Consider the following 25,637-nt stretch of genomic DNA (forward strand, 5'->3'; position numbering starts at 1 on the left):
AACCCGGTGACCTGGGGCAGCGAGGCCGAGGCGGCGCCGGGGCGCGCCAGGGCGAGGTACAGTCCGTTGTGTTGGGGCATGCCGGCTCCGTGGCATTGCGGGGTGGATCCATCCTGATCGAGTTCAATGCTAGGGCGATTGCCGGGGGTCGTCAATCCGGTCTGCAGAGGCAGGGTGAAACCGCGCCGCTCAGCAGGGGAGTTGTTCGCGACGATCGGTCTGGCATAACCGAGAAGCTTGTATGCGAATTTATGCCGCGTTGTGTATTTCGCGGCGGCGGGCTATTTATGCCGCTTGCTGGACCTGCATACACAAATCAAGGAATGAGGAGTGAACGATGGAACCGTTCCAATCCGGTGCCCCGTTATCCGGGGCACGGGCAGCGCCCAGGCCGGCGCCCGCCGCCCCCCGACCGAAGAAGCAAGGGGAACTCTCGGATCCCTATCGCCTCGCGCTGGGGCTGCTCGATCCCAGCCCCGGTGCAATGCAACTGAAGACCCCCGTCGATTGGGATGCACGGCTGAGGGCCTCCGACTGCGTGCCTGAGCGGGAATTGATGGCGGCGCGCGCGGATCTGCGCCTGGGAGATTACCGCCAGGCTGCCCACTGCCTGGTGCCGCTGGTTGATCACCCTGAGGCCGGATTCCATGCCCGGCGGTTGCTCCTGCGTTGTGCCGCGGCCCTGGCCGACGGCCAGCTACTGCGCCAGGCCGCTGTCCCGCTGATTGAGCACTACGTGGAGCAGGGCCTGCTGGAGCGGGCTGCCGTAATCTACGTGCGCGCTCGACGGGTTGATTGCAGTTTCCGGCCGGGCCGTCCCGACTGTCATCGGCCATTGGCATCCGTGCTGGCGTTTCTGGGCCGGGACCGGGAGGCGTTGGCCTTGGCCGCGGATTTTCACAAGTGGTACCCGAACCACCCGGACCTTGGGCCCCTGTACATGCTGGCAGCGAATGTGCTCCGTCGGCATGGGCAATCCGGTCGGGCTCTGAAAATTGTCCGGTACCTGCTGGCTCGCCGCGACCGTGGTGGCGAATTGCGGAACCGCCTGCTCCGGCTCCGGGAGAGTCTGGTTCTGGATCTGGAGGACCGGGCGCCAGGCGTGCCGGGCCGTTAGACCCAGGTCAGCAGGCCTGCGGCCAGGAGGATGCCGATGGCTACCGCCACCCAGCGAAGCACGCGGGCGGCGGTGCGCTGTTCGTTTGTCACCAGGAACTCCGCGGCGATGAGCAGCAGCAGGATGAAAATGACACCGAAGAGCAGGGCGCGCATAGCGGCGGCGTCAGAGGCTGAGGCGCATGGAGTAGTCCACCGCGCGCACGTGTTTAGTGATCGCACCGATGGAGATGTAATCGATGCCCGTCTCCGCCAGTTCCCGCAGTCCCTGCTCTCCCAGATTACCGGAGACTTCCAGCCGGGCCCGGCGTGCGGTGATGGCCACTGCGCGTTCCACGTCCGTGAGGCTGAAATTGTCGAGCATGATGATATCGGCGCCCGCGGAGAGGGCCTGCTCCAGCTCCGGCAGGCTCTCCACCTCCACCTCCACCGATAACTCCGGCGCGCGCGCCCGCGCGGCCGCCACCGCATCGGCGATGGAGCCACAGGCGACGATGTGGTTCTCCTTGATCAGGATGGCGTCGTAGAGCCCCTGACGGTGGTTCGTGCCGCCGCCGCAGCGCACGGCGTACTTCTGGGCCGCCCGCAGGCCCGGCAGCGTCTTGCGGGTGTCCAGTATGCGGGCGTGGGTGCCGGCGACGATATCGGCGAAATGGCGGGCGCTGGTCGCTGTTCCCGACAGGGTCTGCAGGAAGTTCAGTGCGGTCCGTTCCCCGGAGAGCAGGGCGCGGGCCGGACCAGCGAGGGTGCAGATCGCTTCGTCCGGCCCGGTCCGCTGGCCCTCCCGGGCCTGCCAATGGATATCCACCCGATCGTCCAGCTGGCGGAAGACCTCATTGAACCAGTGGCGCCCGCAGACCACCGCGTCCTCGCGGCAGATGACGCGACCCTCGGCCCAGGCCGTCCGCGGCACCAGCTCCGCGGTGACATCACCCGTGCCCAGATCCTCCTCCAAGGCGTGGGTGACGTCCGCCTGAATCTGTTCCGCGGCGGGCGGTTGTGGCCGAACGTTTGTGGGGCACATGGTGTTGGCTCTCCCCGGCTGGAGTAGCGGATCAGCGGCCGGGCTGGTCAGCGCCGGTTTCGCTGCGCCGGCTTTCGAAGCCGCTTTCCAGGCTGTGACTCTCCGGGTCGTAGTGCTTTTTTAGTTCGTCTTTCACCGTCCCTTTCCACAGCGGTACACCGACGAAGTAGCCGGCACGCCCGATCACATGCGCGGCCACCGGGGCGGTGAGGAGGATGAAGACGATGACCGCCAGTGCCCGGGCTACGACGGCGCCCTCGGGCAGATGGAAGGCCACTGCCAGCATGGTCAGGCTGGCCCCCAGGGCGCCAGCCTTGGTGGAGGCGTGCATCCGGGTGGGCAGGTCGGGCAGGCGCAGGATGCCAACGGCCGCGAGCACCATGAACCCGGCACCCAGCAGCAGCAAGAAGCCGACCAGCAGGCCGGACAGCGTAGATAAAAACTCAGTCATCGCGCTCACCTCCCTTCTCAAGGTAACGGGCGAAGCCGATGGCGGCCAGGAAGGCCATCAGGGCCATCACCACCGCCACGTCGATGAACTTGTCCACGCCGGTATCGACGGTGTAGACAGCGATCATGCCCATGACGATGGAGGCCACCAACTCCAATGCCACCACCCGGTCGGGCAGGCTGGGACCCTTGGCCAGCCGCACGAAGCTCAGGATGAGCGCCAGTGCCAGCAGGATGTAGACAAAAACGATTACCGTATCAAGCATTCCGGCCCACCTCAGCGCAGGATCCGCAGAACCCTGCGCTCCATGTTCTTGATGTCTTCCAGCAGTGCGGCCTCGTCGGCCATGTACATGGCGTGAATGTAGAGCACCCGCCGGTCATCCGAGACGTCCAGGCTCAGCGTACCCGGGGTCAGCGAGATGGCGTTGGCCAGGAAGGTGATCTCCACATCCGAACGCGCCTCCAGCGGGAAGGCGATCACGCCGGGGGAAATGGCCTTTTCCATCTCCGGGCGCATGATGTCCTGGGCCACGCGCAGGTTGGCCTTGATCAGTTCACCGATGAAAAAGAAGCCAAAGCCGATGACCCGCGGAACGCGCTGGGCGTAGCCGTCGAGGATCGAGAGCTGGGACTGGATCATGGCCAGCGACAAGTAGCCGAGCAGCAGCCCCATGAACAGGTTGGGGCCGCTGAAGTTACCGGTCAGCGCCACCCAGGCCAGGCCGAGCAGGATATTCCAGGCAAATCCGATCATGGCTGCACCCCCAGAACGGCTTCAATGTACTGGCTCGGGTCGATCAACTGTTCGGCGGAGGCGGCCGCCAGCTCGTAGATGGGCTGGCCGTACAGGCCGATGAACAGCGTGCACAGGGCCAGGCCGATGATCGGCGTGTACATCAGCCACAGCTGGCTATCCTGGCTGTCCAGCCGGTGGGCGTTCTGGTTGTGCTCGGGCACCGCCTTCCAGAACGCCTCGGCCCAGATCTTGATCATGGAGTAGAGGGTGAGCAGCCCCACCAGCAAGGCTATGCCGGTGACCACCCATTCCTCGGCCTCAAGACCAGCGCGAATGATGACGAACTTGGCGAAGAAGCCCGACAGCGGCGGCAGCCCAGCCAGAGACAGCGCCGGTATCAGGAACAGAAAGCCGAGGAAGGGCCGCTTGCGGTAGAGCCCGCCTAGGTCCTTCAGCTCGTAGCTGCCCAGCAGGCGGTAGGCCACGCCCGCCACCAGGAACAGGTTCGTCTTCACGATGATGTGGTGCATGATGTAGAACACGCCACCGACGATGGCCAACGGCGTGTACAGCGCTACACCCATGATCATGTAGCCGATCTGGCTGATGATGTGGAAGCTCAGGATGCGGCGGAACTCGAACTGCGCCGCCGCGCCCAGCACGCCGGTGAGCATGGTCAGCGCCGCGCCCCAGAGCAGGATGTTGTGGGTGAACTCCACATCCTGGTTGAAGATCAGCGTGAACACCCGGAACAGGGCGTACACACCCACCTTGGTCAGCAGGCCGGCGAACAGCGCCGAGACCGCCACCGGCGGCGTGTGGTAGGAGGCCGGCAGCCAGAAGAAGAGCGGGAATGCACCGGCCTTCACCCCGAAGGAGATCATGAACAGCATCCCGATCACGGTGACCAGACCGGGCTCTTCCACCGTCTGCAGCTTGTAGGCGATATCCGCCATGTTCAGCGAGCCCACCAGGCCGTAGAGCAGGCCGATGGCGGTGAGGAAGATCATCGAGGAGATCAGGTTCAGGGTGACGTACTTGATCGCCCCCTCCATCTGCGCCCGCTCACCACCGAGGATGAGCAGCGCAAAGGAGGCGATCAGCATCACCTCGAACCAGACGAACATGTTGAAGATGTCGCCGGTCAGGAACGCCCCGGCCACGCCCGCCAGCAGCAGGTGCATCAGCGGGAAGTAGCCGAACTTCTCGTGGTCCTTGCCGGTGGTGGCCAGTGAGTAGAGCGCCACGGCAAAGCCCATGATGCCGGTGAGCACCACCATGATGGCGCCCAGCAGATCGGCGACGAAGACAATGCCGAAGGGTGCCGGCCAGTTGCCCATCTCCATGACCACGTGCCCCTCGCGGTGGGTGGTCATGAGCAGCCAGACACTGGCGTAGAGCAGGGCGCCGGTGCCGAACACGGCAATCCAGCGCTGCAGCACCACGGAGCGCCACACCACCAGCGACAGCGAGCCGGCGAGCAGCGGGATCAGTATGGGAAGAGCGACCTCGGGTCTCACGTGTCCGTATCCTTCATCTGGTCCAGATCATCGGCCTTCACCACCTCGTAGGCACGGTGGATCAGCACCACGGCAAAGGCCAGCACGCCGAAGGCGATCACGATGGCCGTCAGCACCAGGGCCTGGGGCAGCGGATCCGCCACCGCGCCCTCGGGGCCCAGCATCCCCTCGGGGATCAGGGGTGGTGCGCCGCGGGTCAGGCCGGCGGACGTAAAGAACAGCAGGTTGGCGGCGTTGGAGAACAGGATGATCCCGATCACCAGCTTGACGATGCTGCGCCGGAGCATCATGTAGATGCCGGCGGCGTAGGACGCCCCAACCACGATGGCGAGTAGTGGTTCCACGTCAGTCCTCCGCTTCTGCCAGTGCGATGACGATGGCCAGTACCGAGCCGAGCACCGTCAGATAAACCCCCACGTCGAACAGCAGCGGGGTGTTGAGCTTGATCTCGCCGATCATGGGTACCGGCACGTCCCACCACAGGGCGGTGAACAGCGGCAGGTCCATGAACAGCGGCGGCACCGCGGCCAGGGTGCCGATGAACAGCCCCCAGCCGAACAGGTCGTGCGGCGAGACCCGGAGCAGCTGCTTGGTGGCCGGGATGCCGAAGGCGAACAGGTAGAGCGCGAACGCCCCGGCGGCCACCAGGCCGGCGATGAACCCGCCGCCGGGTTCGTCGTGGCCCCGCAGCAGCAGGAAGATGGAGAACAGCAGCTGCAGGGGCAGCAGGAAGCGCGCGGCCGTCTGCAGGATCAGTGAATGGCCCATATCAGCACTCCTTCTCGTCCTTGACGCGATTCTCAGCCTTGAGCTTGATCATCGCGTAGACCCCGATGGCTGCCAGCCCCAGCACGAAGATCTCGCCCAGGGTATCCAGCGCCCGGTAGTCCACCAGGATCACGTTGACGATATTCCGCCCGTACGCCTCCGGCACGCTGCGGTCGATCATCCACTCGGAGATCGGCGCATGGAACTGGTGCTCCACGGTGGTCAGAATCAGCAGGGTCATCAGGCCGCCCAGCAGCAACGCAACGCCGGCGTCGCGCAGTCGCGCCCCGGGCGAGGAGAAGTTGATGAACCCGGGCAGCCGGAACAGCACCAGGATGAGCAGGATGACGGTGAGCGTCTCCACCAGGATCTGGGTGATGCCCAGGTCCGGTGCGCTGAACAGGATGAAGATCAGCGCAATGGCGAAACCGAACACGCCCGCCGAGGCCACCGCCCCGAGCCGAGACTGGGTGATGCAGGCGAACAGCGCCGAGGCCACGAGCAGACCGGCCACCGCGTACTCGTGCAGCCGGATCTCGCCGAAGGCCACCAGGCTCACGTCATAGCGGCTGAACAGCGCGTAGCCCACCAGGCCCACCGTGGTCAGCACGATGGTCATGATGTAGTTACGCAGGTAGCCGTTCTGCAGGACGCGGGTCTGCCAGTCGGCGGTCCAGACCAGCCCCTCCATGACCTTGAAGTAGCCCGCCTCCGGGCCCCGGTCGTAGAGCCAGTCCAGCTTGCCCATGGCACCCCGGACCCGGTCCCAGTTGAGGAACAGCAGGGTACCGAGCACCAGGCTGGCCAGGCTCATCATCAGCGGGGCGTTGATGCCGTGCCAGAGCGACAGGTAAAAGTCCACCGGCTCGCCGTAGACGGCCAGCACCGTGGCCTGCACCAGCAGGGCATCGGGAATGAAGACCAGCACGCCGAAGAAGAGCGACAGCGAGGCCAGCACGATGGGCCCGAGCAGCATGGGCAGCGGGGCCTCGTGGGGCTTCTTCGGGGTTTCCTTGAGCTGTCCCCAGAAGGGCCGGATGGCGACGATGGCGGCCACCGCGATCACCAGTACCGCCGAGGCCATGGCCAGGACCGACAGGAAGAAGGCCAGGCCGCCGGCCTCCAGCACCGACTCGAACAGCAGCTCCTTGGCCACGAAGCCGAACAGCGGCGGGATACCGGCCAGCGACAGCGCAGCGATGGCGGCGAAGGTGGCGGTGATCGGCATCTTGCGGCGCAGCCCGCCGAGCTTGGTCACATCCTTGGTGCCCGCCTCGTGGTCCACCGCCCCGGCGACCATGAAGAGGGCGCCCTTGTACAGGCTGTGGGCCATCAGGAAGCAGGCGAACGCGATCATCGCCGTCTCGGTGCCGATGCCCACCAGCATGGTCAGCGTGCCCAGGGCCATCACCGTGGAGTAGGCCAGTACCCGCTTGATGCCGGTGGAGCGCACCGCCAGGTAGGCGCCGGTGAACATGGTCAGCGCACCGAAGATAGGCAGGATGGTCATCCACAGTTCGGTGCCGCCGAGACCCGGGTTGAGGCGGGCGAGCAGGTAGACGCCCGCCTTCACCATGGTGGCCGAGTGCAGGTAGGCCGACACCGGGGTGGGCGCAGCCATGGCGTTGGGCAACCAGAAGTGGAAGGGCACCTGCGCGCTCTTGGTGAAGCAGCCCGCCAGCACCAGGATGAGGATGGGCACATACAGGTGGCTGTCCCGCAGCACATCGCCGTCGTTGAGGATTTCGTGCAGCGAGAAGCTGCCCGCCACGCCGGCCATCAGGATCAGCCCGGCCAGCAGCGCCAGGCCGCCACCCACGGTGACGAACAGGCCCTGCAGGGCGCACTTGCGGGCCTCCTTGTCCTCGTGGTTATGGCCGATGAGCATGTAGGAGATGATGCTGGTCAGCTCCCAGAACACGAACAGCGTGATCAGGTTGTCCGACAGCACCAGCCCCAGCATGGCGGCCATGAAGGAGAGGATCAGCACGTAGAAGCGCGGCAGGTACTCGTCGCCCTTCAGGTAGCCGCTGGCGTAGAGCACGATGAAGGTGCCGATCAGGCTGATCAGCAGGGCGAACATCAACGACAGCCCGTCCACCAGGAAGGACAGGTTGATCTCCAGCCCCGGTACCCAGTCGTAGTGAATGAGCACCGCCTCCCCGGCCATCACCTGCGGCAGGAAGGTGGCGAAGTACACGGTCAACGCGGCCGGCAGCAAGGCCAGCACCCAACCGGCACGGTCCTGCAGCGATTGATACAGCCAGGGTGCGGCAATGGCCACCAGAAACCCCGAGAGTACGGCTAGCAGCATGGCGGATGGTTACCCCGTCATAGGCCCACCGTGCCGACCGGCTTGCCGGCCGGAGCCCGAGTCCGGGCGGGTGGGCAATGGCTTGTTCGAGTTATGCAGGCGGCATGAGAAATGCCGATAACGGCCTCGCAAGATAACGGAGGGGGCCGTCAAAGGCAAGCGCCTTGGTGTCGCTAAATTGTTGAAGCGTTGGGCAAAAACGCCCCATAACCGGGCGCGACACTTATTATATACAGATGCCCGCGTCGCGCGGTGCCAGTGCACCACCCCGGTGCAGTCGGGGTGGTGTCCGTGGCTCACGCCACCGTGATGCGTTCGTCCAGGTAGACGTCCTGGATGGCGTGCAGCAGCTCCACGCCCTTGTCCAGCGGCTTCTGAAAGGCCTTGCGCCCGGAGATCAGGCCCATGCCGCCGGCCCGCTTGTTGATCACCGCGGTGCGCACCGCCTGCTGCAGGTCGTTCTCGCCGGAGGCACCGCCGGAGTTGATCAGCCCGGCTCGGCCCATGTAGCAGCAGGCCACCTGGTAGCGGGTCAGGTCGATGGGGTGATCCGTGGTCAGCTCGTCGTACACCTTGGGGTGGGTCTTGCCGAAGCCGACCGCGTTATAGCCGCCGTTATTCTCCGGCTGCTTCTGCTTGACGATATCGGCGTTGATGGTGGCCGCCAGGTGGTTGGCCTGGCCGGTGAGATCGGCGGAGACGTGGTAGTCGGTGCCGTCCTGCTTGAAGTCGTTGTTCCGCAGGTAGGCCCAGAGGATCGTGGCCATGCCCAGCTCATGGGCGCGGGCGAAGGCCTCGCTGATCTCGATGATCTGCCGGCGGCACTCGGGGCTGCCGTAATAGATGGTGGCACCCACCGCCACCGCCCCCATGTCGAACGCCTGCTCTACCTGCGCGAACAGGGTCTGGTCGTGGATGTTGGGGTAGGTCAGCAGCTCGTTGTGATTGAGCTTCACGATGAACGGGATGCGGTGGGCATAGCGCCGCGCCACGGAGGAGAGCACCCCCAGGGTGGAGGCCACGCCGTTGCAGCCGCCCTCAATCCCCAGTTGCACGATGTGCTCCGGGTCGAACATGGCCGGGTTGGGTGCAAAGGACGCGCCGGCGGAGTGCTCCACCCCCTGGTCCACGGGCAGCAGCGACAGGTACCCGGTGCCGCCGAGCCGCCCGGTGGAAAAGAGGCTTTGCAGGTTGCGCAGCACGGCGGGCTTTCGGTCCTTCTGGGCAACGACCCGGTCCACGTAGTCCCCGCCGGGGAGATGCAGGTGCTCGCGGCTTATGCCCTCGCACCGATGCTCCAGCAGGTTTTGCGCTTCGTTGCCGAGTACGGCCTCAATATCCGTCATGGTTCTCCTCCTGTTCGGTTCGCGCTTGCACAGCCCGGCCCCTTGCGGACAATAATGGCGGCGGGGGCTGTCGCACCCGGCCCAGTGGGCGCGGCAAACGGCAAAGTATATCGGCTTTGCCCCGCGTCGGCATCAGCATAGCGGATTCAACAGCCAGTAATGGAGGACCTGTGTCGAACACCGGAGGGAAGGTCGTTTACCTGCGCCGGGAGTCGGCCAACCGTTCCCAGCCCATGCCGGAAGCGGTGGAACGGGTCCGTGGGCTTGTGGACGAGCGGCTGCTGACGCTGATCCGCCGTGTATTGGACGAGGCCGACGACGCGCTGTTCGATGGTGCCCACCCTGCTGTCGGGGACGGCGCCAGGGACGCCTGGCTCCGCGCCATGCGGGATCTGCGCCTGCGCCGGCACGAGCTGGAGGAAATATTCCGGGCCGGCCTGGAGTACCGTTTCAGCAGGCTCCCCAGCAGCAACGAGGCCGGCGACACCGACACGCCGGGCGCCCCGGCCGACCCCGCAGACCACTCGGCCCGTGAAATGGCCCTGGCGGTGGACGCTCTGGCCGCGAAGGCGCGGCGGCGGTTCAGTCCACAGCTGGTGGAGGTAACCCGCCTGCTCGGGCAACAGTACCCGGGAGCCGAAGTCCGCGAGGAAGACAACCCGCTTGACCCGGCCTGCCTGGCCCGGCTGTTCGCCCGTGCCACGGAAATGCTGCAGTTCGCTCTGGAGCCCCGGCTGGTGCTGCTGAAGCTGTTCGATCGTCAGTTGATGCGGGGGCTGGGGCCGCTGTACGCGGAGGTAGAGACCGCAATCACCGGGCGGGCACCGGTGGTCCCGGTCCGGCCCCTGTCGCCACGGGCCGATGGGCCGCTGGAGCGGGATCCGGGGTACGGCGCTCCCGCGGAGGGGGCGGCCGGGAAGCGCGGCGATGGAGACGGTGGTCGCGGGATCCGGCAGGAGGCGGAGGCCAACCGGAATCAGGTGGAGGCCGCCCGTGAGCGGGTCCGACGGGAGGTGCGGCGGTGCCTGGAAGGGCGCAATCCGCCGCGGCTGGTGCGGGAACTGCTGGAGGACACCTGGGCCCGGGTGCTCTTTATCACCTGCCTGAAAGAGGGCGTGGACAGTGAGACTTGGGTCCGCCAGTGCGCCCTGATGGAGCGCCTGCTCTGGAGCGTGGAGCGGCATGAGGACCCGGAGGTGCAGCAGCAGTTGGTGGTGGAGATCCCGCTGCTGCTCCACGAACTGGCGGAAGGCCTCTCCTGGGTGCTCTACAACCCGTTCGAGATGCACAAGCTGCTGCGGGCCCTGGAGGCGGAGCACCTGAAGTGCCTGCGGGCCGCGGACCCCTCGCTGGCGGATGCGCCGGTGGCGGTGGCTGCGGAGGGAAGTGGCGCCAACCCGCGCGACCTGGAGGCCAACGGCCAGCGCCTGCGGCGGGTGCCGGTGGGGACCTGGTTCGAGTTCCTCCGCGACCATGGCCGGCGCCTGCAGGGTCGTCTGGCCGGGCGGCGCCAGGAAGGTGAGGTCATGGTGTTCGCCAACCGGGCCGGCTTCAAGGTGCTGGAGACCACTGTGGATGAGTTGGCCGGGGGGCTGGCTGATTCCTCGGTGCTGATCCTGGACGACAACCGGCTGTTCAACAGCGCCTTGGCCGACGTGGTTCGCCGGCTCAAGGAGCGGCAGGCCGGCCAGCAGGACTGAGCCGCCGGCTCAGCCCTTCTTCCCGTAAGCCTCCATGTCGTCAGCCAGGCGCAGCAGGGCCTGGCGTAGCGGCTCGGGCGCATGGGCCGCGCTTTGCCGGATGCTGGCGATGGCCTCCGGCCCCGGTGCCTTGCGGGGCGGCCCCCGGCGCCTTTCGCGGGCCTTGGTGGGCCGAACCTGCACCTCCAGCTGGCGCGGGCGCAGGCCCGAGATGCGCTCGGCGGCATCCAGCAGCGGTGCCTCCAGGTAGCGCAGGCGGGTGGCCCAGAGGCTGTCCTCCGTCACCAGTAGCAGCCGTTCCGCATCCAGGGCCGCCAGCTTCCAGGGGCCCTGCAGCTCCGGTGGCATCTCCCCCTTCAGTCGGTTGGCCAGTCGCGCAAAGTGGCTGAGCTGGCGCATGGTGCGCTGTTCCACCGGCAGCTGGTTCAACCAATGGTTCAGTCGCTGCGGTTTTCCGGGCCGGTTCATGGGCGTCCTCCAGCGCTCCGTCGGGGGTCATGCGACCCCCAGCCATATGATATATAGTAGGTCGCTTCGCGAACCATCGATCAAATCCGAGTTGTCTCCCCGGGAGAGTTCATGTTTAGCGCCATCGCCAAAAAGGTCTTCGGCACCCGCAATGATCGCGCCGTCAAGCGCTTGAGCAAGCAGGTGGAGCGCATCAATGCGCTGGAGCCCGATATTGAGGCCCTTTCCGATGACGAGTTGCGGGCGCGCACCCAGGCGTTCCGCGAACAGGTGGAGCAGGGGCGGACGCTGGACGACATCCTGCCCGAGGCGTTTGCGGTCTGCCGAGAGGCCGCCCGCCGTGCCGTGGGCATGCGCCATTTCGATGTGCAGCTCATCGGCGGCATGGTACTGCACCAGGGCAAGATCGCCGAGATGAAGACCGGTGAGGGCAAGACCCTGGTAGCCACCCTGGCGGTCTATCTGCACGCCCTGAACGGCCGTGGCGTACACGTGGTCACGGTCAATGACTACCTGGCCCGGCGTGACGCCGCCTGGATGGGTCGGATCTACGAGTTTCTCGGCCTGAAGGTGGGCGTGGTGGTGCCCGGCCAGAGCCGCGAGGAGAAGCGCGAGGCCTACGCGGCCGACATCACCTACGGCACCAACAACGAGTTCGGGTTCGACTACCTGCGCGACAACATGGCCTTCCGGCCCGAGGACCGGGTCCAGCGGGACCTGGCCTTCGCCATCGTCGACGAGGTGGACTCTATCCTGATCGACGAGGCGCGTACGCCGTTGATCATCTCCGGGCCCGCGGAGCAGAGCAGCGAGCTCTACCAGCAGATGTCGCGCATCGTGCCCAAACTCAAGCGCCAGGAGGAGGACGAGGGCCCCGGCGATTACTACCTGGACGAGAAGGCGCGCCAGGCCCACATCACCGAGGAGGGGCACGAGAACATCGAGCGCCTGCTCCAGGAGGAGGGGCTGCTGGAGGAGGGCGAGACCCTTTACGACGCCCGCAACATCGCCCTGGTCCACCACCTGAACGCAGCCCTTCGCGCCCACACCCTGTTCCAGAAGGACGTCAACTACCTGGTCCAGGACGACAAGATCGTCATCGTGGACGAGTTCACCGGCCGTGCGATGCCGGGCCGGCGCTGGTCGGAGGGCCTGCACCAGGCGGTGGAGGCCAAGGAAGGGGTGCCGATCCAGTCCGAGAACCAGACCCTGGCGTCCATCACCTTCCAGAACTACTTCCGCATGTACGACCTGCTGGCCGGCATGACCGGTACGGCGGACACCGAGGCGTTCGAGTTCCAGCACATCTACGGGCTGGAGGTGCTCTCCATCCCCACCCACCGGCCCATGGTCCGCGACGACATGACGGACCTGGTGTACCGGACGGCCGCTGAAAAGTACGACGCCATCATCAAGGACATCGAGTGGTGCGTGGAAAACGACCGCCCGGTGCTGGTGGGCACTACCTCCATCGAGGCCTCGGAGCTGCTCTCCAATCAGCTGCGTAAGCGGAAGATCGCGCACAACGTCCTGAACGCCAAGAACCACGAGCAGGAGGCGAAGATCATCGCCAACGCCGGCCTGCCGGGCGCGGTGACCATTGCCACCAACATGGCCGGTCGCGGTACCGACATTGTCCTGGGCGGCAACCTGGACGCGGAACTGGCCGAGCTGGGTGACGATGCCAGCGAGGGGCGGATCGAAAAGATCAAACAGGACTGGCAGACGCGCCACGACCGGGTGATCGAGGCCGGCGGCCTGCACGTGATCGGTACCGAGCGCCACGAGTCGCGGCGCATCGACAACCAGCTGCGCGGCCGCTCCGGGCGGCAGGGGGATCCGGGCTCCACCCGCTTCTACCTGTCGCTGGAGGACAGTCTGCTGCGCATCTTCGCCTCCGACCGCATGTCCAGCATGATGCAGCGCCTGGGCATGGAGGAGGGCGAGGCCATCGAGAGCACCATGGTCTCCCGGGTCATCGAAAACGCCCAGCGCAAGGTGGAGGCGTACAACTTCGACGTCCGCAAGCACCTGCTGGACTTCGACGACGTGGCCAACGACCAGCGCCGGGTCATCTACCAGCAACGCCGCGAGCTGCTGGAGGCGGAGGATATCTCCGAGACGGTCGATGCCATGCGCAACGATGTCATCGACAGCGTCATCTCCGAGTTCATCCCGCCGGGCTCCATCGACGAGCAATGGGATGTGCGCGGCCTGGAAGAGACCCTGGAGGCGGATTTCGGGCTCAAGCTGCCGGTGCAGCAGTGGCTGGACGAGGATGACAGCCTGCACGAGGAGACCCTGCGCGAGCGCATCCATCACGAGGTGGAGGCGCACTACCGCTCCAAGGAGGAGCAGGCGGGTTCCGAGGTACTGCGCCAGTTCGAGAAGGCCGTGATGCTGCAGGTGCTAGACAAGACCTGGAAGGAGCACCTGGCGGCCATGGACTACCTGCGCCAGGGCATTCACCTGCGCGGTTACGCCCAGCGTAACCCCAAGCAGGAGTTCAAGCGCGAGGCCTTCGCCATGTTCCAGGAGATGCTGGAGGGGCTGAAGCGTGAGGTTGTCGGCCTGCTCTGCCGCGTCCGCGTGCGCGCCGAAGAGGACGTGGAGGCCGTGGAGGAACAGCGCCGCCGGCAGGGCGAGATGCAGTACCGCCACGCCCAGGCCAGCGGCTTCTCAGAGCAGGGCGGTGGCCAGTCCGGTCAGCAGGGGCAGGCCCCCGGCGCTGCCCAGCCGGCCCAACAGGCCGCGCAGCAGCCCTTCGGCCGCAAGGTGGGGCGCAACGAGTCCTGCCCCTGCGGCTCGGGCAAGAAATACAAGCAGTGCTGCGGCAAGCTGACCTGAGGGCGAGGGATGAGTGAGCAGTCGTCATCCGCCGTTCTACCGGTGGACGGGGTCCGTCTGGGGACTGCCTGTGCGGGCATCAAGAAGCCGGATCACCGCGATCTGGTGGTCATGGCCCTCGACGAGGGCAGCCGGTGCGCGGCGGTCTTTACCCGCAACCGTTTCTGCGCGGCGCCGGTGCACGTGGCCCGCGCCCACCTGGCCGCCGGGAGCCCCCGTTGGTTGCTGATCAACACTGGCAATGCCAACGCCGGCACCGGTGAGCAGGGCATGCGCGATGCCCACGCCTGCTGTCGGGCGCTGGCCGAGCAGGTCGGTGCCGGGGAACAGGCCGTCCTGCCTTTCTCTACTGGCGTGATCGGCGAGCCGTTACCGGTGGACCGTATCACCGCGGGCCTGCCGGCCGCGCTCTCCGCGTTGAGCCCCGATGGCTGGGAGGAAGCGGGCTGGGGCATCCTGACCACCGATACCCGCCCCAAGCTGGCCTCCCGCCGGGTGCGCCTGTCTGGCGGTGAGGTGACGCTCACCGGCATGGCCAAGGGGTCGGGCATGATCCGCCCCAACATGGCGACCATGCTGGCCTTCCTGGCCACTGATGCCGAAATCGATCAGGCCGGGTTACAGGGCTTGCTGAGCGCCGCGGTGGGCCAGTCGTTCAACCGCGTGACGGTGGACGGGGACACCTCCACCAACGACGCCTGCGTGCTGGTGGCTACCGGGCGTGCCGGCGTGGCCCCGGCTGATCAGGCCGACCACGAGCGCCTGCAGACCGCGCTGACCGGGCTCTGCGTGGAGTTGGCGCGGGCGATCGCCCGCGACGGCGAGGGGGCGACGCGGCTGATCAATGTCCAGGTGGCGGGTGCGGCCAGCGAGGCGGAGGCCGAGCAGGTTGCCTTCACCGTGGCGGAATCGCCCCTAGTCAAGACTGCGCTGTTCGCGGCCGATCCCAACTGGGGTCGGATCCTGGCCGCGGTGGGCCGGGCCGGCATCGATGGGTTGGATGTGGACGGCGTTACCATCGACCTGGACGACTACCGGATTGCTGAGCATGGGGGGCGGGCCGCGGCCTATGAGGAGGCGGAGGCATCCCGCCGTATCCAGGGGCCCGAGGTAACCATTCGCATCGGCCTGGGACGGGGCGGCGCCGAGGCGACCGTCTGGACCTGTGATTTCTCCTACGACTACGTGCGTATCAACGCCGAATACCGCACCTGATTCCGTCATGAAGCGTATCCACGTGGCCGTGGGTGTCATCCTCGACGCCGGGCAGCGGATCCTGGTGGCGCGCCGTGCAGAGCACCTGCACCAGGGCGGCTGCTGGGAGTTTCCCGGCGGCAAGGTGGAGCCGGGCGAGGACGTGACCGTGGCACTGGCCCGGGAGTTGGAAGAGGAGCTGGCCATCGTGCCCACGGCCACCTCCCCGCTGATGCGTATCCACCACGACTACCCCGACCGCCACGTCTGCCTGGACGTACACCGGGTGACCGATTGGCGGGGGGAGCCCCGTGGCGTGGAGGGGCAGCCGCTGGCCTGGCTCACCGCCCCGGAGCTTGCCCACCGCCGCTTCCCCGAGGCCAACCTCCCCATCATCAGACGACTCGGGCTGCCCCCCTTTCTCATCATTACCCGGGCCCTGCCCGTGGACGACCTGGAGGCGTTGGCCGGCTGGCTGGATCAGCTCGCCGTGCCGGCCCGCGGGGCCTGGTTGCAACTGCGCCTGCCCGGATGGAGCGGGCCAGCCTTTGCCGAGGGGTTGAAGTTGGCCCTGGGCCGGCTCGGCCCCCGCGGCGTGGACGTGACCGCCAACGCGGCGCCGGAAGAGGTCCGGCAGGCCGGCGGGCATGCGCTGCATCTGACGGCGCGACGGCTGATGGCCTGCCAGGGGCGTCCCGAGGGGTTTGCCCGTGTGGGTGCCTCCTGCCACGGGCCGGAGGAGCTGGCCCACGCCCAGGCGCTAGGTTTGGATTACGCCCTGCTCTCGCCGGTGGCGGCCACCCGGTCACACCCCGGGGCAGTACCGCTGGGCTGGGCGCGCTTCCAGGAGTGGACCGCAGGGCTGGCCCTGCCGGTGTACGCGCTCGGGGGGCTCGGGCCGGAGGCCCTGGGCAGCGCGTGGGCGGCCGGGGCGCATGGCGTGGCCGGCATCACCGGCTTCCGGCGCGGTGAGTGAGGCCGCGCCTTAGCGCCGGCGGTGGGTCAGATCGCGCAGGTGTGGAGGCTGAAGGGGATGGACTCACCGGTCGGCTCGGGCCGCTCGCGGGTGTCCGGCTGCTCCATGAAACGGATGGTGACAAAGTAGCGGCTGCCGCTGATCTCCGGGAAGACCCCCAGGTCGGGGTGTACCCCCACGCGTATGAGCTGGAAATCGTTGTTGCGCGGTAGCTTGATCTGGGTGCTTCCACCCTCCGCCCGCCGGTGCCGCGGCGCCGCGCTGCCGCGCAACAGCTGCAGAATGAGGGCGGTGGCCACGCCCAGGTCCTCAAAGGCGTTGAACCAGCGCTCCAGCGTGGTGCGGCGTGCCGCCGCCGGTTGTTCCAGCCACATCTGATAGGCCGGCACATCGAATCCGCAGGTGCCGGCCCCCATCGCGGAGCGCTGGGAGATACTGCCGATCAGCTCATCGTCGCGCATGGCCTGGCCCAGCGGGGTGCGGTCTCCGCGCAGCCGGTCGATGATCGCCTGGCAGTCATCGGTGTAGCGCCGCAGCTGGGTGTCATCCACGTCGGGGCGGTCCTGCAGCGCCTGCATGGCATTGGCCAGCCGCTCCAGCTCCTTGATCATTTCCGAGCGCACATCGCCCCGGGAGAGTACGCCGAGCACATCCACCAGGGCATCGATGCAGACGCGGCTGTGCAGTTCGCTGTCGCCTTCGAGGCCCTGCCGGGCCGTGCGGAAGAGGTGCTCCAGCCGGAGCAGGGTGCGGATGCGCTCGTTGAGGGGCTGCTCGTAGATGATCAGGGTTTCGGTGTCGGCGTGGGGGGTGCCTGAATGCATGTCGGTCTCGCTGGATAGCAGGCCGGTGGCCAGTAACAGGTCATTGTCACTCCACAGCATGGACGGCTCCCAATCCTGTTGCGACTTTCAGCCAGCGAAGGTAGTGCCTGGCCACCTCGCCAGGCAGGTCTTCCGGCCTACCCGTGTTGTCGATGATATCAGTGGCATGGGTCAGGCGCTGCGCCCGGGAGGCCTGGGTCGCGAGCATTCGCTCCGCGTCGGCTCGGTTCATCCCGTCGCGCGCCATCAAGCGTTCAATCTGACAGGTCTCGGGTACATCTACAACCAGTATTCGGTGTAGGAATTGTTGGGCACCGGTCTCCACCAGCAGCGGGATGGCCACCAGCGCCACCGGTGCCCGGATGGCCGCCAGCCGTTGCTCCATCCGTTGGAAGATCAGCGGGTGGAGCAGGGCGTCCAGCCGTTTGCGGTCAGTGGCATCGCCCATGACCCGTCGCCGCAGGGCCGGCCGGTCCAACTCGCTAGCGGGTGTCAGAATGCCCTCGCCGAAGGCCGCCACCAGCTGGCGCAACCCCTCGCTGCCCGGGCGCACCACCTCGCGGGCGATCAGGTCGGTATCCACCACGGGCAGGCCGCGGGCGGCAAACAGGGCCGTGACGGTGCTCTTGCCGCTGGCAATGCCGCCGGTCACGCCGATGGTCAGCGTGGGGCCGCTGGGGGAGCGGGGCGGGGCACTGTCCATTCAGCCCAGCCCCGAGACGCGGAAGTACCAACGGGTGAGGTCTTCACCCCAGAGCAGTGCGATGAAACCGGCCGCGGCGATGTAGGGGCCGAAGGGGATGGGCACGTCGCGCCCGCGGTTCTTGAGCACCATGAGCGCCACGCCCACCACGGCACCCACCAGCGACGAGAGCAGAATGATCACGGGCAGCGCCTGCCAACCCATCCAGGCGCCCAGGGCGGCGAGCAGTTTGAAATCGCCGTAGCCCATGCCCTCCTTGCCGGTGAGCAGGCGGAAGGCGTGGAAAACGCCCCAGAGGGCCAGGTAGCCCAGGGCGGCGCCCCAGACCGCCGAACTCAGGTCGGTGAAGACGGCGAAGCTGTTGATCAGCAGCCCGAGCCAGAGCAGTGGCAGGGTGATGCTGTCGGGCAACAACTGGGTGTCCATGTCGATGCCGGACAGGGCCACCAACGCCCAGGTGAGTACCAGCGCCCAGGCTGCCTCGCTGGTGACCCCCAGCTGCAGCACCACCAGCGCGGACAGCAGCCCCGTGGCCAGCTCCACCAGCGGGTAGCGGGCGCTGATCCGCGCCCCGCAGCCCCGACAGCGGCCCCGCAGGAGCAGCCAGCTGAGCACCGGGATGTTCTCCAGCGCCGATATCGCATGGCCGCATTGCGGGCAGCGGGATCGCGGCGTGACCAGGTTGAAGGGGGCCGGCGCCGCCTGAACAGCCTGGCCCTGACTCGTGGCGATTTCTGCTTGCCAGGCGCGTTCCATCATGACCGGCAGGCGCAGAATGACCACGTTGAGGAAACTGCCCACCACCAGGCCGATGAGCAGTGCGCAGAGGGCCGCCAGCCCCGGGCTGGCGGCAAGCGCCGTCATCAGGTCGGCCACCATGTCAGATGGCGGAGCCCATCTGGAAGATGGGCAGGTACATGGCGATGACCAGGCCGCCGACCAGGACGCCGAGAATGGCCATGATCATGGGCTCCAGCAGGCTGCTCAGGCTGTCGATGGCGTTGTCCACCTCTTCCTCGTAGTAGTCCGCCACCTTGCTCAGCATGCTGTCCAGTGAGCCGGACTCCTCACCAATGGAGACCATCTGGATGGCCATGTTGGGGAAGACATTGGACAGGCGCATGGAGATCTGCAACTGCTGGCCGGCGGCCACCTGCTCCCGGATCTGCAGCACCGCTGACTCGAAGACGTAGTTGCCGGTGGCGCTGGCCACCGACCGCAGGCCCTCCACCAGGGGCACGCCGGCGGCGAACATGGTGGCCAGGGTGCGGGCGAACCGGGCCACGGCCGCCTTGTAGAGGATGGTGCCGATGGCCGGGATCTTCAGCGAGAACCGGTCCAGGTTCTGGGCAAAGCGTTTCGATTTTCGTCGGGCGGTGCTGAAGGCCCAGCCCAGCCCGATGGCCCCCGCTAGCATCACGAACCAGTAGCTCTGCATGAAGTCCGACAGGTTGATGACCATCTGGGTAAAGAGCGGCAGGTCGGCCCCGAAACCGCGGAACAGCGACTCGAACTGCGGCACCACCCAGATCAGCAGGATCGCCGTGACCACGATGGCCACCACGATGACGGCCGTGGGGTAGAACAGGGCTTTTTTGATCTTGCCCTTGATGGACTCGGTCTTTTCCTTGTAAGTCGCTATCTTGTCGAGCAGGGTGTCGAGCACACCCGCCGATTCACCGGCCGCCACCAGGCTGACGAACAGGTCGTCGAAGTAGCGCGGGTGCTTTTGCAGCGCCACGTGGAGCGCCGTGCCCGATTCCACGTCATTTTTGATCTCGCCGACCAGCTCGCGCATGCCGGCGTGCTCGTCTCCCTTGCCGACGATGTCCAATGCCTGCACCAGCGGGACACCGGATTGCAGCATGGTGGCCAGCTGGCGGCTGAAATAGGCGATATCGGACGGTTTGATCTTCTTGCTGCCGGAATTGAGCATCTCCTCCAGCGGCGAGCGCCGGCGCACCTTGATCGGGATGATGCCCTGGCGGCGGAGCTCTGCCTTGAGGGTCAGCGGGTTTTCCGCGTGCATGCTGCCTTTGACCTTGGCGCCGCGCTTGTCGGTGCCCTCCCAGTTGAAGACCGGCTGCTGCTTGGGTTTCTTGCGACTGGTTTTCTTTGCGGTGGCGACGGCCATAAATCAGTTCCCTGGTAGCGGTGATCAGTCCTTGGTGACCCGATTGACTTCCTGGAGGCTGGTAACACCCTGGATGACCTTCAGCAGGCCGGAGCGGCGGAGGTCATTCACCCCCTCCTTGGCGGCCTGGTCGGCCAGCTGGATGGCGTTGCCCCCCTCCATGATAATACGCCCCATCTCTTCGGATACCGGCATTACCTGGTAGATGCCTACCCGGCCCTTGTAACCCTCGGTGCAGTGCTCGCAGCCCTGGGGGGCGTACACGGTGACACCGGCGTCCAGGTCCTCCTCGGTGAAGCCCTCCTCGAGCAGGGCCTCGCGAGGGACGTCTTCCGGCGTCTTGCAGTGGCTGCAGAGGCGCCGGGCCAGGCGCTGGGCGATGATCAGCGTCACCGACGAGGCGATGTTGTAGGCGGGTACGCCCATGTTGGCCAGGCGGGTCAGGGTCTGCGGGGCGTCGTTGGTGTGCAGGGTGGAGAGGACCAGGTGCCCGGTCTGCGCGGCCTTGATGGCGATCTCGGCCGTTTCCAGGTCGCGGATCTCACCCACCATGATGATGTCCGGGTCCTGGCGGAGAAAGGCGCGCAGGACGCTGGCGAAGGTCAGGCCCGCCTTGGGGTTGATGTTGACCTGGTTGACCCCCGGCATGTTGATCTCGGAGGGGTCCTCGGCGGTGGAGATGTTGCGATCCGGGGTGTTAAGGATATTGAGGCCGGTGTAGAGCGAGACCGTTTTGCCCGAGCCGGTGGGCCCGGTGACCAGGATCATGCCGTAGGGTTTGCTCAGCGCGTCCTGATAGAGCTGCTTCTGCTCCGGTTCGTAGCCCAGCTGGTCGATCCCCATCTGGGCGCTGCTCGGGTCGAGGATACGCAGCACCACTTTTTCGCCGAACAGCGTGGGGCAGGTGCTGACACGGAAGTCGATCGCCCGGTTGCGCGAGATGCTCATCTTGATGCGCCCGTCCTGGGGCACCCGCTTCTCGGCGATATCCATCCGCGACATGACCTTCAGGCGCGCCGCCAGCCGCCCGGCCAGGTTGACTGGCGGCCTCGACACCTCGTGCAGGATACCGTCCTGTCGGAAGCGGACCCGGTACTCCTTCTCGAAGGGCTCGAAGTGGATGTCCGAGGCGCCCTTGCGGATGGCATCGAGCAGGAGCTTGTTGACGAACCGCACCACGGGCGCGTCGTCCTTCTCGCCCTCTTTCCCGAAGGTGGGTTCGGCGTCGTCTTCATCTTCGCCGCTGGAGATGGACAGGTTTTCAAGGTCATCCTCGAGATCCAGCTCCTTGAGTGCGGAGTCGCCCCCGGCGGCCTGCTCCAGGGCCTTTTCCATCACCTGGGCGAGTTTGTCCGGCTCCACCAGGATGGCCTCGGTGGTCAGTCCGGTGTGGAACTTGATCTCGTCCAGCGCCTCCAGGTTGGTGGGGTCGACCACGCCGAGGAAGAGGCGTTTGCCGCGGCGGAACAGCGGCAGGGCATTATGGGTGCGGATCAGCTTTTCGGAGACCAGCTTGATGGCGGCGGTGTCGATCTCCACGGCGTTGAGATCCAGCGCCGGGATGCCGAATTCGATGGCTGCCTGCTGGACCACCTCGTGGGCGGGGAGTGCCTTGGACTCGACCAGGTGACTGATCAGCGGGCGGCGTTTTTTCAGCGCCTCCTCGGTGAGCCGGCGGGCCGTGTCCTCGTTGAGCAGTCCTTCCCGCACCAGGCGGCCTGCGAGACCACTCAATCTCACGCTGGGGTTTGCAGTGACCATATACCCGTGATCCTGTCTTCCGTGGATTCGCCCACCAGGGGATGGCAAAAGCCTATCACAGCGGCGTGACCGCCAGACCGGGTGCCCTGATTATGGGGGTCCATTCTGTGGATTGGAACATGTAATCCGTGTGAGTCACTAAGGTAGCGGACAAGGCCCACCGGAGAATACCCATCGGATCACTCGTTTTTCGGCCCCTGGTGGCGACGCCACAGGGCCTACCACCAGAAAACCTGGCGGCGCGGTTTGATGGGCAGCCGTCCGCGCCAGTACTGGATGAGCAGGAGCCCCACCACCATGCCCCCGAGGTGTGCGAAGTGGGCGATGCCCGCATCGGTCCGGGTGATGCCGGCGAACAGTTCGAAGGCGCCGTAGGCCAGGACGAAGTATTTGGCCTTGATGGGGACCGGCAGAAAGATCAGCATCAGGCGCTGGTTCGGGAACATCATGCCGAACGCCAGCAGGATGCCGAACACCCCGCCGGAAGCGCCGACCGTCGGGTAAATGTCGCCATCGGCGGCCATCTGCGTGGCCACCACCAGTTGCACCAACCCGGCCCCGATCACGCAGATGAGAAAGTAGATGGCGAAAAGCCGTGAGCCCCAGGCGTTCTCCACCTGCACGCCCAGCATCCACATGGCGAAAAGGTTCACGAACAGGTGAAACAGCCCGCCGTGGAGAAAGCCGTAAGTGACCAGTTGCCAGACCTGGAAGTCGGGCACCTGGGTCAGCCGGCCCATGAAGGGCATGGCCTCCGGGGTGCCCAGCGGCCACAGGGCAAAATGCGTGATGAGCATCGGCCCCATGAACCCCTGCAGCAGGAACACCACCCCGTTGACGATCAGCAGGAAGGTGATGACCGGCGGGAACAGGGTGAATCGGGGTTCAGCGGGGATATTCATTCTCTGGTCGGGGCCTCTGCCTCTACCACGCGGTTTCTGCCGTACGCCTTGGCATTGTATAGGGCCTCGTCCACCCGGTTGAACAGGGAATCCAGGCTTTCTTCCGGCTGCAGGGTGGCCACACCGATACTGGTAGTAAAGCCGAGGCGTTGTCCGTTGGCCAGGGGCAGGGTGGCCTGTTCGCAGGCCTGGCGCACGCGTTCCGCTACCGTTTGCGCCCCCTCGGTCCCGGTCTCCGGCAGCGCGGCCAGGAACTCTTCACCGCCCCAGCGTCCGAAGTGGTCTGTTTCGCGCAGGTTGTCCTCGACCACCCGGGCAAACGTCTGCAGGACCCGGTCGCCCAGCAGGTGGCCGTGGGTGTCGTTGATGCGCTTGAACCGGTCCAGATCGAACAGCAGCACGGTCAGCGGTCGGCCGTGACGACGGCTGCGTGCCCGCTCCAGTTCGATCTGTTCGGTCAGGGCCCGGCGGTTGAACAGGCCGGTCAGCGGGTCGCGGGTGGCCTGGCGGTAAAGGCGCAGCAGCATCAGGAGCTGGCCCATCACCGACCAGATGGCCACCAGGGTCACCAGCACCAGCAGCCAGAGCCCGCCCATGCTCTGCAGGTCGGTGCTCCGGCCCAGCGCGACCTCCAGGGCAGCGTAGAGCAGCACCACGGGCAGGGTGAAACTGGCCGCCTCCCGCAGGGTCAGCGGGAAGACCGTGAGCATGACCACTGTAAGCACGGGGAAGAAGGAGTAGCCGAGGATCAGCCCCGGTGCCACGTCGCCGTTGAGCACCAGCCGGGCGGCGGCATACAGGAGCAGTGGCGCGGTCATCAGCACCGCCAGCCGGAACCGGGCCTGCGACAAGGTCAGTTGATTGCGTGCGCAACCGAAAAACAGCACGAGCAGCGCCGTGCCGGCGACCACTCTCAGCCCGGCCATCACCATGAACTCGCCCTGAGGCATGAACAGGGCGTCCACCGGGATCCAGGCGGGGATCAGCAGCGCGAGCACCAGTGCCAGTGGCTGGATCCGGGTGTTGATATAGCCGGCGCGTGAGCCGGAGAAGTCCGGGGAATGGCCCCGGACGTCCAGGAGATCAGGCAGGCTCAATCCCTGGAGCCAGAGCCTGAAGGGGTGCTTGGGGGCTTTGTTGATCATTCCGTGTTAATGCCCTTTGGTTCGTAGGGGTAAGCCGGTCAAGTATGCCTGCAATCCTGACGGACCACAAAGCGGGTCGGATCACTCCCCTGCAGTCTGCAGCACCAGTTCCACCCGCCGGTTCTGGGCCCGGCCCTCGGGGGTGGCGTTATCGGCAATCGGCCGGGTCTCCGCCAGTCCGGTGGCCTGCAGGCGAGGGGCGTCGATGCCCTGCGCCTGGAGAAAACGCACGACGCGGGTCGCGCGCCCGGTGGACAGCTCCCAGTTCGACGGAAAACGCTCGGTGGCAATGGGCACGTTGTCGGTGTGGCCCTCCACGGTGATCCGGTGGGGGCTGGCCTGCAGCACCGGGACCAGCTGACCGAGGACGTCCAGACCCTCGTCGGTCAGTTCCGCCTCGCCGGAGGGGAACAGGATCTCGTCGCTGATCCGGAAACTGATGCTCCCCGCCTCTACCAGGACGTCGATATCATCGCCCAGGGCATCCAGTTCCGCCTGCATGGCCGGGTCGGCGGACTCCTCCGGCCGGTGCTCGGGCTCTTCAATTGGGTCCAGAATGTCCGGATGGGCGTCCAGCGGGCCCCTTTCGCCCTCAAGCACGCTTGGCGCCCCGGTGGGCGGGACGGCCTCGCCCACCCCGGTCTGGCCAGCGAAAATGCCCGGATCCTGCGGCGTCACGCCCGCGTGATCGTCGATGAAGGCCAGCATCACGACGAACATGACCAGCAACAGCGTCATCACGTCCAGGTAGACCAGCAGCCAGCTCTCCCCCTCCTGGTCCTCGGGCGGCTCCACGTGCCACTGGGCGAAGCGCCCCCGGTGCACCGCGGAGCTGGCCTGGCCGCCTGCGGGTTCCTCAGCGGCCACGGCCGGCCCCTTCCGCCTCCTGGGCCCCGTTCTCCGTGTCCAGCCGGATGCTGGGGTCGTGGATTTCGTCCTTGTAGTGCGCCATGAAGGAGTTCAGCGTCTCACGCATCAGGGTGGGATTGCGCTTCTGGCACATCATGGAGATCCCCTGCAGCACCATGTTCATCAGCACCACCCGCTGCTCGGTGCGCCGTTCCAGCTTCACGGCGATGGGCTTGAAGACCATATTGGCCAACAGGATCCCGTAGAACGTGGTGAGCAGCGCGACGGCCATGTGCTGGCCGATCACCGCGATGTCCCCCTCGTCCAGGATGAACATCATGTTGATCAGCCCCACCAGGGTGCCGATCATGCCGAAGGCCGGCGCAAAACTGGCCATGACCCGGAAGAGCTGCGCCTCGGCGCGCTCTCGGGCCCGGAGGCGGGAGATGCGCCACTGCAGCAGGTCGAGGATGTCCTCCTCGGGGGTGAGGTCGATCAGCAGTTGCACCCCGGTGCGCAGAAAGGGGTTGGAGACCTTGTCCAGCGCGTTTTCCACCGCCCGGATATCGCCGCGCAGCCAGAGCCGGGAGATCTGGATCAGCTCCTCCATGTCGTCCCGGGTATAGAGCCGCTCGTTGCGCAGTACGATTCCGAACAGCCCGAACACCCGCAGCACCTCCTTCAGCGGGTAGCTGAGGAAGGTGGCCGCGAAAGTGCCGCCGAGCACGATGGCCAGGCCCGGCAGGTTGATGAAGGCGGTCGGCTCCTCGGCGGCGAAGAAGAGCACGGCGACCAGCATGCCCAGGCCGCCGAGCATGCCGATCAGGGTGGATGGGTTCATGCCGTCTCCCTGGCGC

Annotated in this window: 25 protein-coding genes; 5 read left to right on the forward strand and 20 right to left on the reverse strand. The window is 66.4% G+C overall.

Translation table 11 applies throughout. The features are described from left to right. Positions 1-337: 337 nt before the first annotated feature. Complete coding sequence (locus tag DFR31_RS08250) at positions 338-1,117, forward strand: tetratricopeptide repeat protein (protein ID WP_147436965.1); 780 nt, start codon at positions 338-340, stop codon at positions 1,115-1,117. Here the strand turns inward: DFR31_RS08250 and DFR31_RS13865 are convergent. The 10 genes from DFR31_RS13865 to DFR31_RS08295 all read right to left on the reverse strand — a co-directional run bounded on the left by DFR31_RS13865 (position 1,114) and on the right by DFR31_RS08295 (position 9,277). After that, positions 1,114-1,272: a hypothetical protein gene (locus tag DFR31_RS13865; RefSeq protein WP_170153644.1), complete on the reverse strand. Its 159-nt coding sequence runs from the start codon at positions 1,270-1,272 to the stop codon at positions 1,114-1,116. The two genes, DFR31_RS08250 and DFR31_RS13865, sit on opposite strands and share 4 nt — an antisense overlap. Positions 1,273-1,282: 10 nt before the next feature. Continuing rightward, positions 1,283-2,140, reverse strand: coding sequence for a carboxylating nicotinate-nucleotide diphosphorylase (gene nadC, locus DFR31_RS08255; protein ID WP_121442214.1), 858 nt, complete (start codon positions 2,138-2,140; stop codon positions 1,283-1,285). Between the two features lie 31 nt (positions 2,141-2,171). Beyond that, positions 2,172-2,591, reverse strand: coding sequence for a monovalent cation/H(+) antiporter subunit G (mnhG, locus tag DFR31_RS08260; RefSeq protein ID WP_211328271.1), 420 nt, complete (start codon positions 2,589-2,591; stop codon positions 2,172-2,174). Next, on the reverse strand, positions 2,584-2,856 hold the full coding sequence (locus DFR31_RS08265; RefSeq protein ID WP_121442215.1) for an MrpF/PhaF family protein: 273 nt from the start codon (positions 2,854-2,856) through the stop codon (positions 2,584-2,586). The genes mnhG and DFR31_RS08265 overlap by 8 nt, the downstream gene beginning before the upstream one ends. A gap of 11 nt (positions 2,857-2,867) precedes the next feature. Then, complete coding sequence (locus DFR31_RS08270; protein WP_121442216.1) at positions 2,868-3,347, reverse strand: Na+/H+ antiporter subunit E; 480 nt, start codon at positions 3,345-3,347, stop codon at positions 2,868-2,870. Beyond that, the gene (locus DFR31_RS08275) at positions 3,344-4,849 is read right to left on the reverse strand and encodes a Na+/H+ antiporter subunit D (protein WP_121442217.1); all 1,506 of its coding nucleotides are present in this window, start codon (positions 4,847-4,849) and stop codon (positions 3,344-3,346) included. Before DFR31_RS08275 ends, DFR31_RS08270 begins: the two co-directional genes overlap by 4 nt. After that, positions 4,846-5,193 carry a Na+/H+ antiporter subunit C gene (locus DFR31_RS08280; protein WP_121442218.1) on the reverse strand — a complete coding sequence of 116 codons (348 nt, stop codon included), beginning with the start codon at positions 5,191-5,193 and terminating at the stop codon, positions 4,846-4,848. Before DFR31_RS08280 ends, DFR31_RS08275 begins: the two co-directional genes overlap by 4 nt. Position 5,194: 1 nt before the next feature. Next, complete coding sequence (locus DFR31_RS08285) at positions 5,195-5,617, reverse strand: Na+/H+ antiporter subunit B (protein WP_121442219.1); 423 nt, start codon at positions 5,615-5,617, stop codon at positions 5,195-5,197. 1 nt (position 5,618) lies between these two features. Continuing rightward, on the reverse strand, positions 5,619-7,931 hold the full coding sequence (locus DFR31_RS08290; RefSeq protein ID WP_121442220.1) for a putative monovalent cation/H+ antiporter subunit A: 2,313 nt from the start codon (positions 7,929-7,931) through the stop codon (positions 5,619-5,621). Between the two features lie 296 nt (positions 7,932-8,227). Beyond that, entirely contained in the window at positions 8,228-9,277 is a 1,050-nt protein-coding gene (locus DFR31_RS08295; RefSeq protein ID WP_121442221.1) for a class I fructose-bisphosphate aldolase, read from the reverse strand. Between the two features lie 170 nt (positions 9,278-9,447). On the opposite strand from DFR31_RS08295, the gene DFR31_RS08300 reads away from it, so the two are divergent. Next, on the forward strand, positions 9,448-10,977 hold the full coding sequence (locus tag DFR31_RS08300; RefSeq protein ID WP_121442222.1) for a DUF1631 family protein: 1,530 nt from the start codon (positions 9,448-9,450) through the stop codon (positions 10,975-10,977). Positions 10,978-10,986: 9 nt separating this feature from the next. Here DFR31_RS08300 and DFR31_RS08305 read toward each other — a convergent pair whose 3' ends face one another. Next, on the reverse strand, positions 10,987-11,445 hold the full coding sequence (locus DFR31_RS08305; protein WP_121442223.1) for a DciA family protein: 459 nt from the start codon (positions 11,443-11,445) through the stop codon (positions 10,987-10,989). 111 nt (positions 11,446-11,556) lie between these two features. Between DFR31_RS08305 and secA the strand changes: the two genes are divergently transcribed. From secA to DFR31_RS08320, 3 genes are read left to right on the forward strand one after another with little or no spacing between them, the layout of a single operon-like run. After that, positions 11,557-14,292 (forward strand): preprotein translocase subunit SecA, encoded by a 2,736-nt coding sequence (gene secA / locus DFR31_RS08310; protein ID WP_121442224.1) that lies wholly within the window; start codon positions 11,557-11,559, stop codon positions 14,290-14,292. Between the two features lie 9 nt (positions 14,293-14,301). After that, complete coding sequence (gene argJ, locus DFR31_RS08315; protein ID WP_121442225.1) at positions 14,302-15,507, forward strand: bifunctional glutamate N-acetyltransferase/amino-acid acetyltransferase ArgJ; 1,206 nt, start codon at positions 14,302-14,304, stop codon at positions 15,505-15,507. Positions 15,508-15,514: 7 nt separating this feature from the next. Continuing rightward, positions 15,515-16,462 carry a Nudix family hydrolase gene (locus DFR31_RS08320; protein WP_121442226.1) on the forward strand — a complete coding sequence of 316 codons (948 nt, stop codon included), beginning with the start codon at positions 15,515-15,517 and terminating at the stop codon, positions 16,460-16,462. A gap of 26 nt (positions 16,463-16,488) precedes the next feature. Here DFR31_RS08320 and zapD read toward each other — a convergent pair whose 3' ends face one another. The 9 genes from zapD to DFR31_RS08365 all read right to left on the reverse strand — a co-directional run bounded on the left by zapD (position 16,489) and on the right by DFR31_RS08365 (position 25,621). Then, the gene (gene zapD / locus DFR31_RS08325) at positions 16,489-17,346 is read right to left on the reverse strand and encodes a cell division protein ZapD (RefSeq protein WP_121442227.1); all 858 of its coding nucleotides are present in this window, start codon (positions 17,344-17,346) and stop codon (positions 16,489-16,491) included. Continuing rightward, complete coding sequence (coaE, locus tag DFR31_RS08330) at positions 17,333-17,989, reverse strand: dephospho-CoA kinase (RefSeq protein ID WP_121442228.1); 657 nt, start codon at positions 17,987-17,989, stop codon at positions 17,333-17,335. The genes zapD and coaE overlap by 14 nt, the downstream gene beginning before the upstream one ends. Further along, positions 17,990-18,853 (reverse strand): prepilin peptidase, encoded by an 864-nt coding sequence (locus tag DFR31_RS08335; protein WP_121442510.1) that lies wholly within the window; start codon positions 18,851-18,853, stop codon positions 17,990-17,992. It lies immediately after the preceding gene. Between the two features lie 16 nt (positions 18,854-18,869). Then, positions 18,870-20,123 carry a type II secretion system F family protein gene (locus DFR31_RS08340; RefSeq protein ID WP_121442229.1) on the reverse strand — a complete coding sequence of 418 codons (1,254 nt, stop codon included), beginning with the start codon at positions 20,121-20,123 and terminating at the stop codon, positions 18,870-18,872. Positions 20,124-20,147: 24 nt separating this feature from the next. Next, positions 20,148-21,884, reverse strand: coding sequence for a type IV-A pilus assembly ATPase PilB (pilB, locus tag DFR31_RS08345; RefSeq protein ID WP_121442230.1), 1,737 nt, complete (start codon positions 21,882-21,884; stop codon positions 20,148-20,150). A 218-nt stretch (positions 21,885-22,102) separates the two neighbouring features. Continuing rightward, positions 22,103-22,786, reverse strand: a complete 684-nt coding sequence (locus tag DFR31_RS08350; protein ID WP_121442231.1) for a rhomboid family intramembrane serine protease — start codon at positions 22,784-22,786, stop codon at positions 22,103-22,105. Then, positions 22,783-23,931, reverse strand: a complete 1,149-nt coding sequence (locus DFR31_RS08355; RefSeq protein WP_121442232.1) for a GGDEF domain-containing protein — start codon at positions 23,929-23,931, stop codon at positions 22,783-22,785. Before DFR31_RS08355 ends, DFR31_RS08350 begins: the two co-directional genes overlap by 4 nt. Before the next feature lie 81 nt (positions 23,932-24,012). After that, complete coding sequence (locus tag DFR31_RS08360; RefSeq protein ID WP_211328272.1) at positions 24,013-24,798, reverse strand: OmpA/MotB family protein; 786 nt, start codon at positions 24,796-24,798, stop codon at positions 24,013-24,015. Beyond that, entirely contained in the window at positions 24,788-25,621 is an 834-nt protein-coding gene (locus tag DFR31_RS08365; protein WP_121442233.1) for a motility protein A, read from the reverse strand. The genes DFR31_RS08360 and DFR31_RS08365 overlap by 11 nt, the downstream gene beginning before the upstream one ends. Positions 25,622-25,637 lie beyond the last annotated feature (16 nt).

This window comes from Alkalispirillum mobile (assembly GCF_003664325.1).
Lineage (GTDB): Bacteria > Pseudomonadota > Gammaproteobacteria > Nitrococcales > Halorhodospiraceae > Alkalilimnicola > Alkalilimnicola mobilis.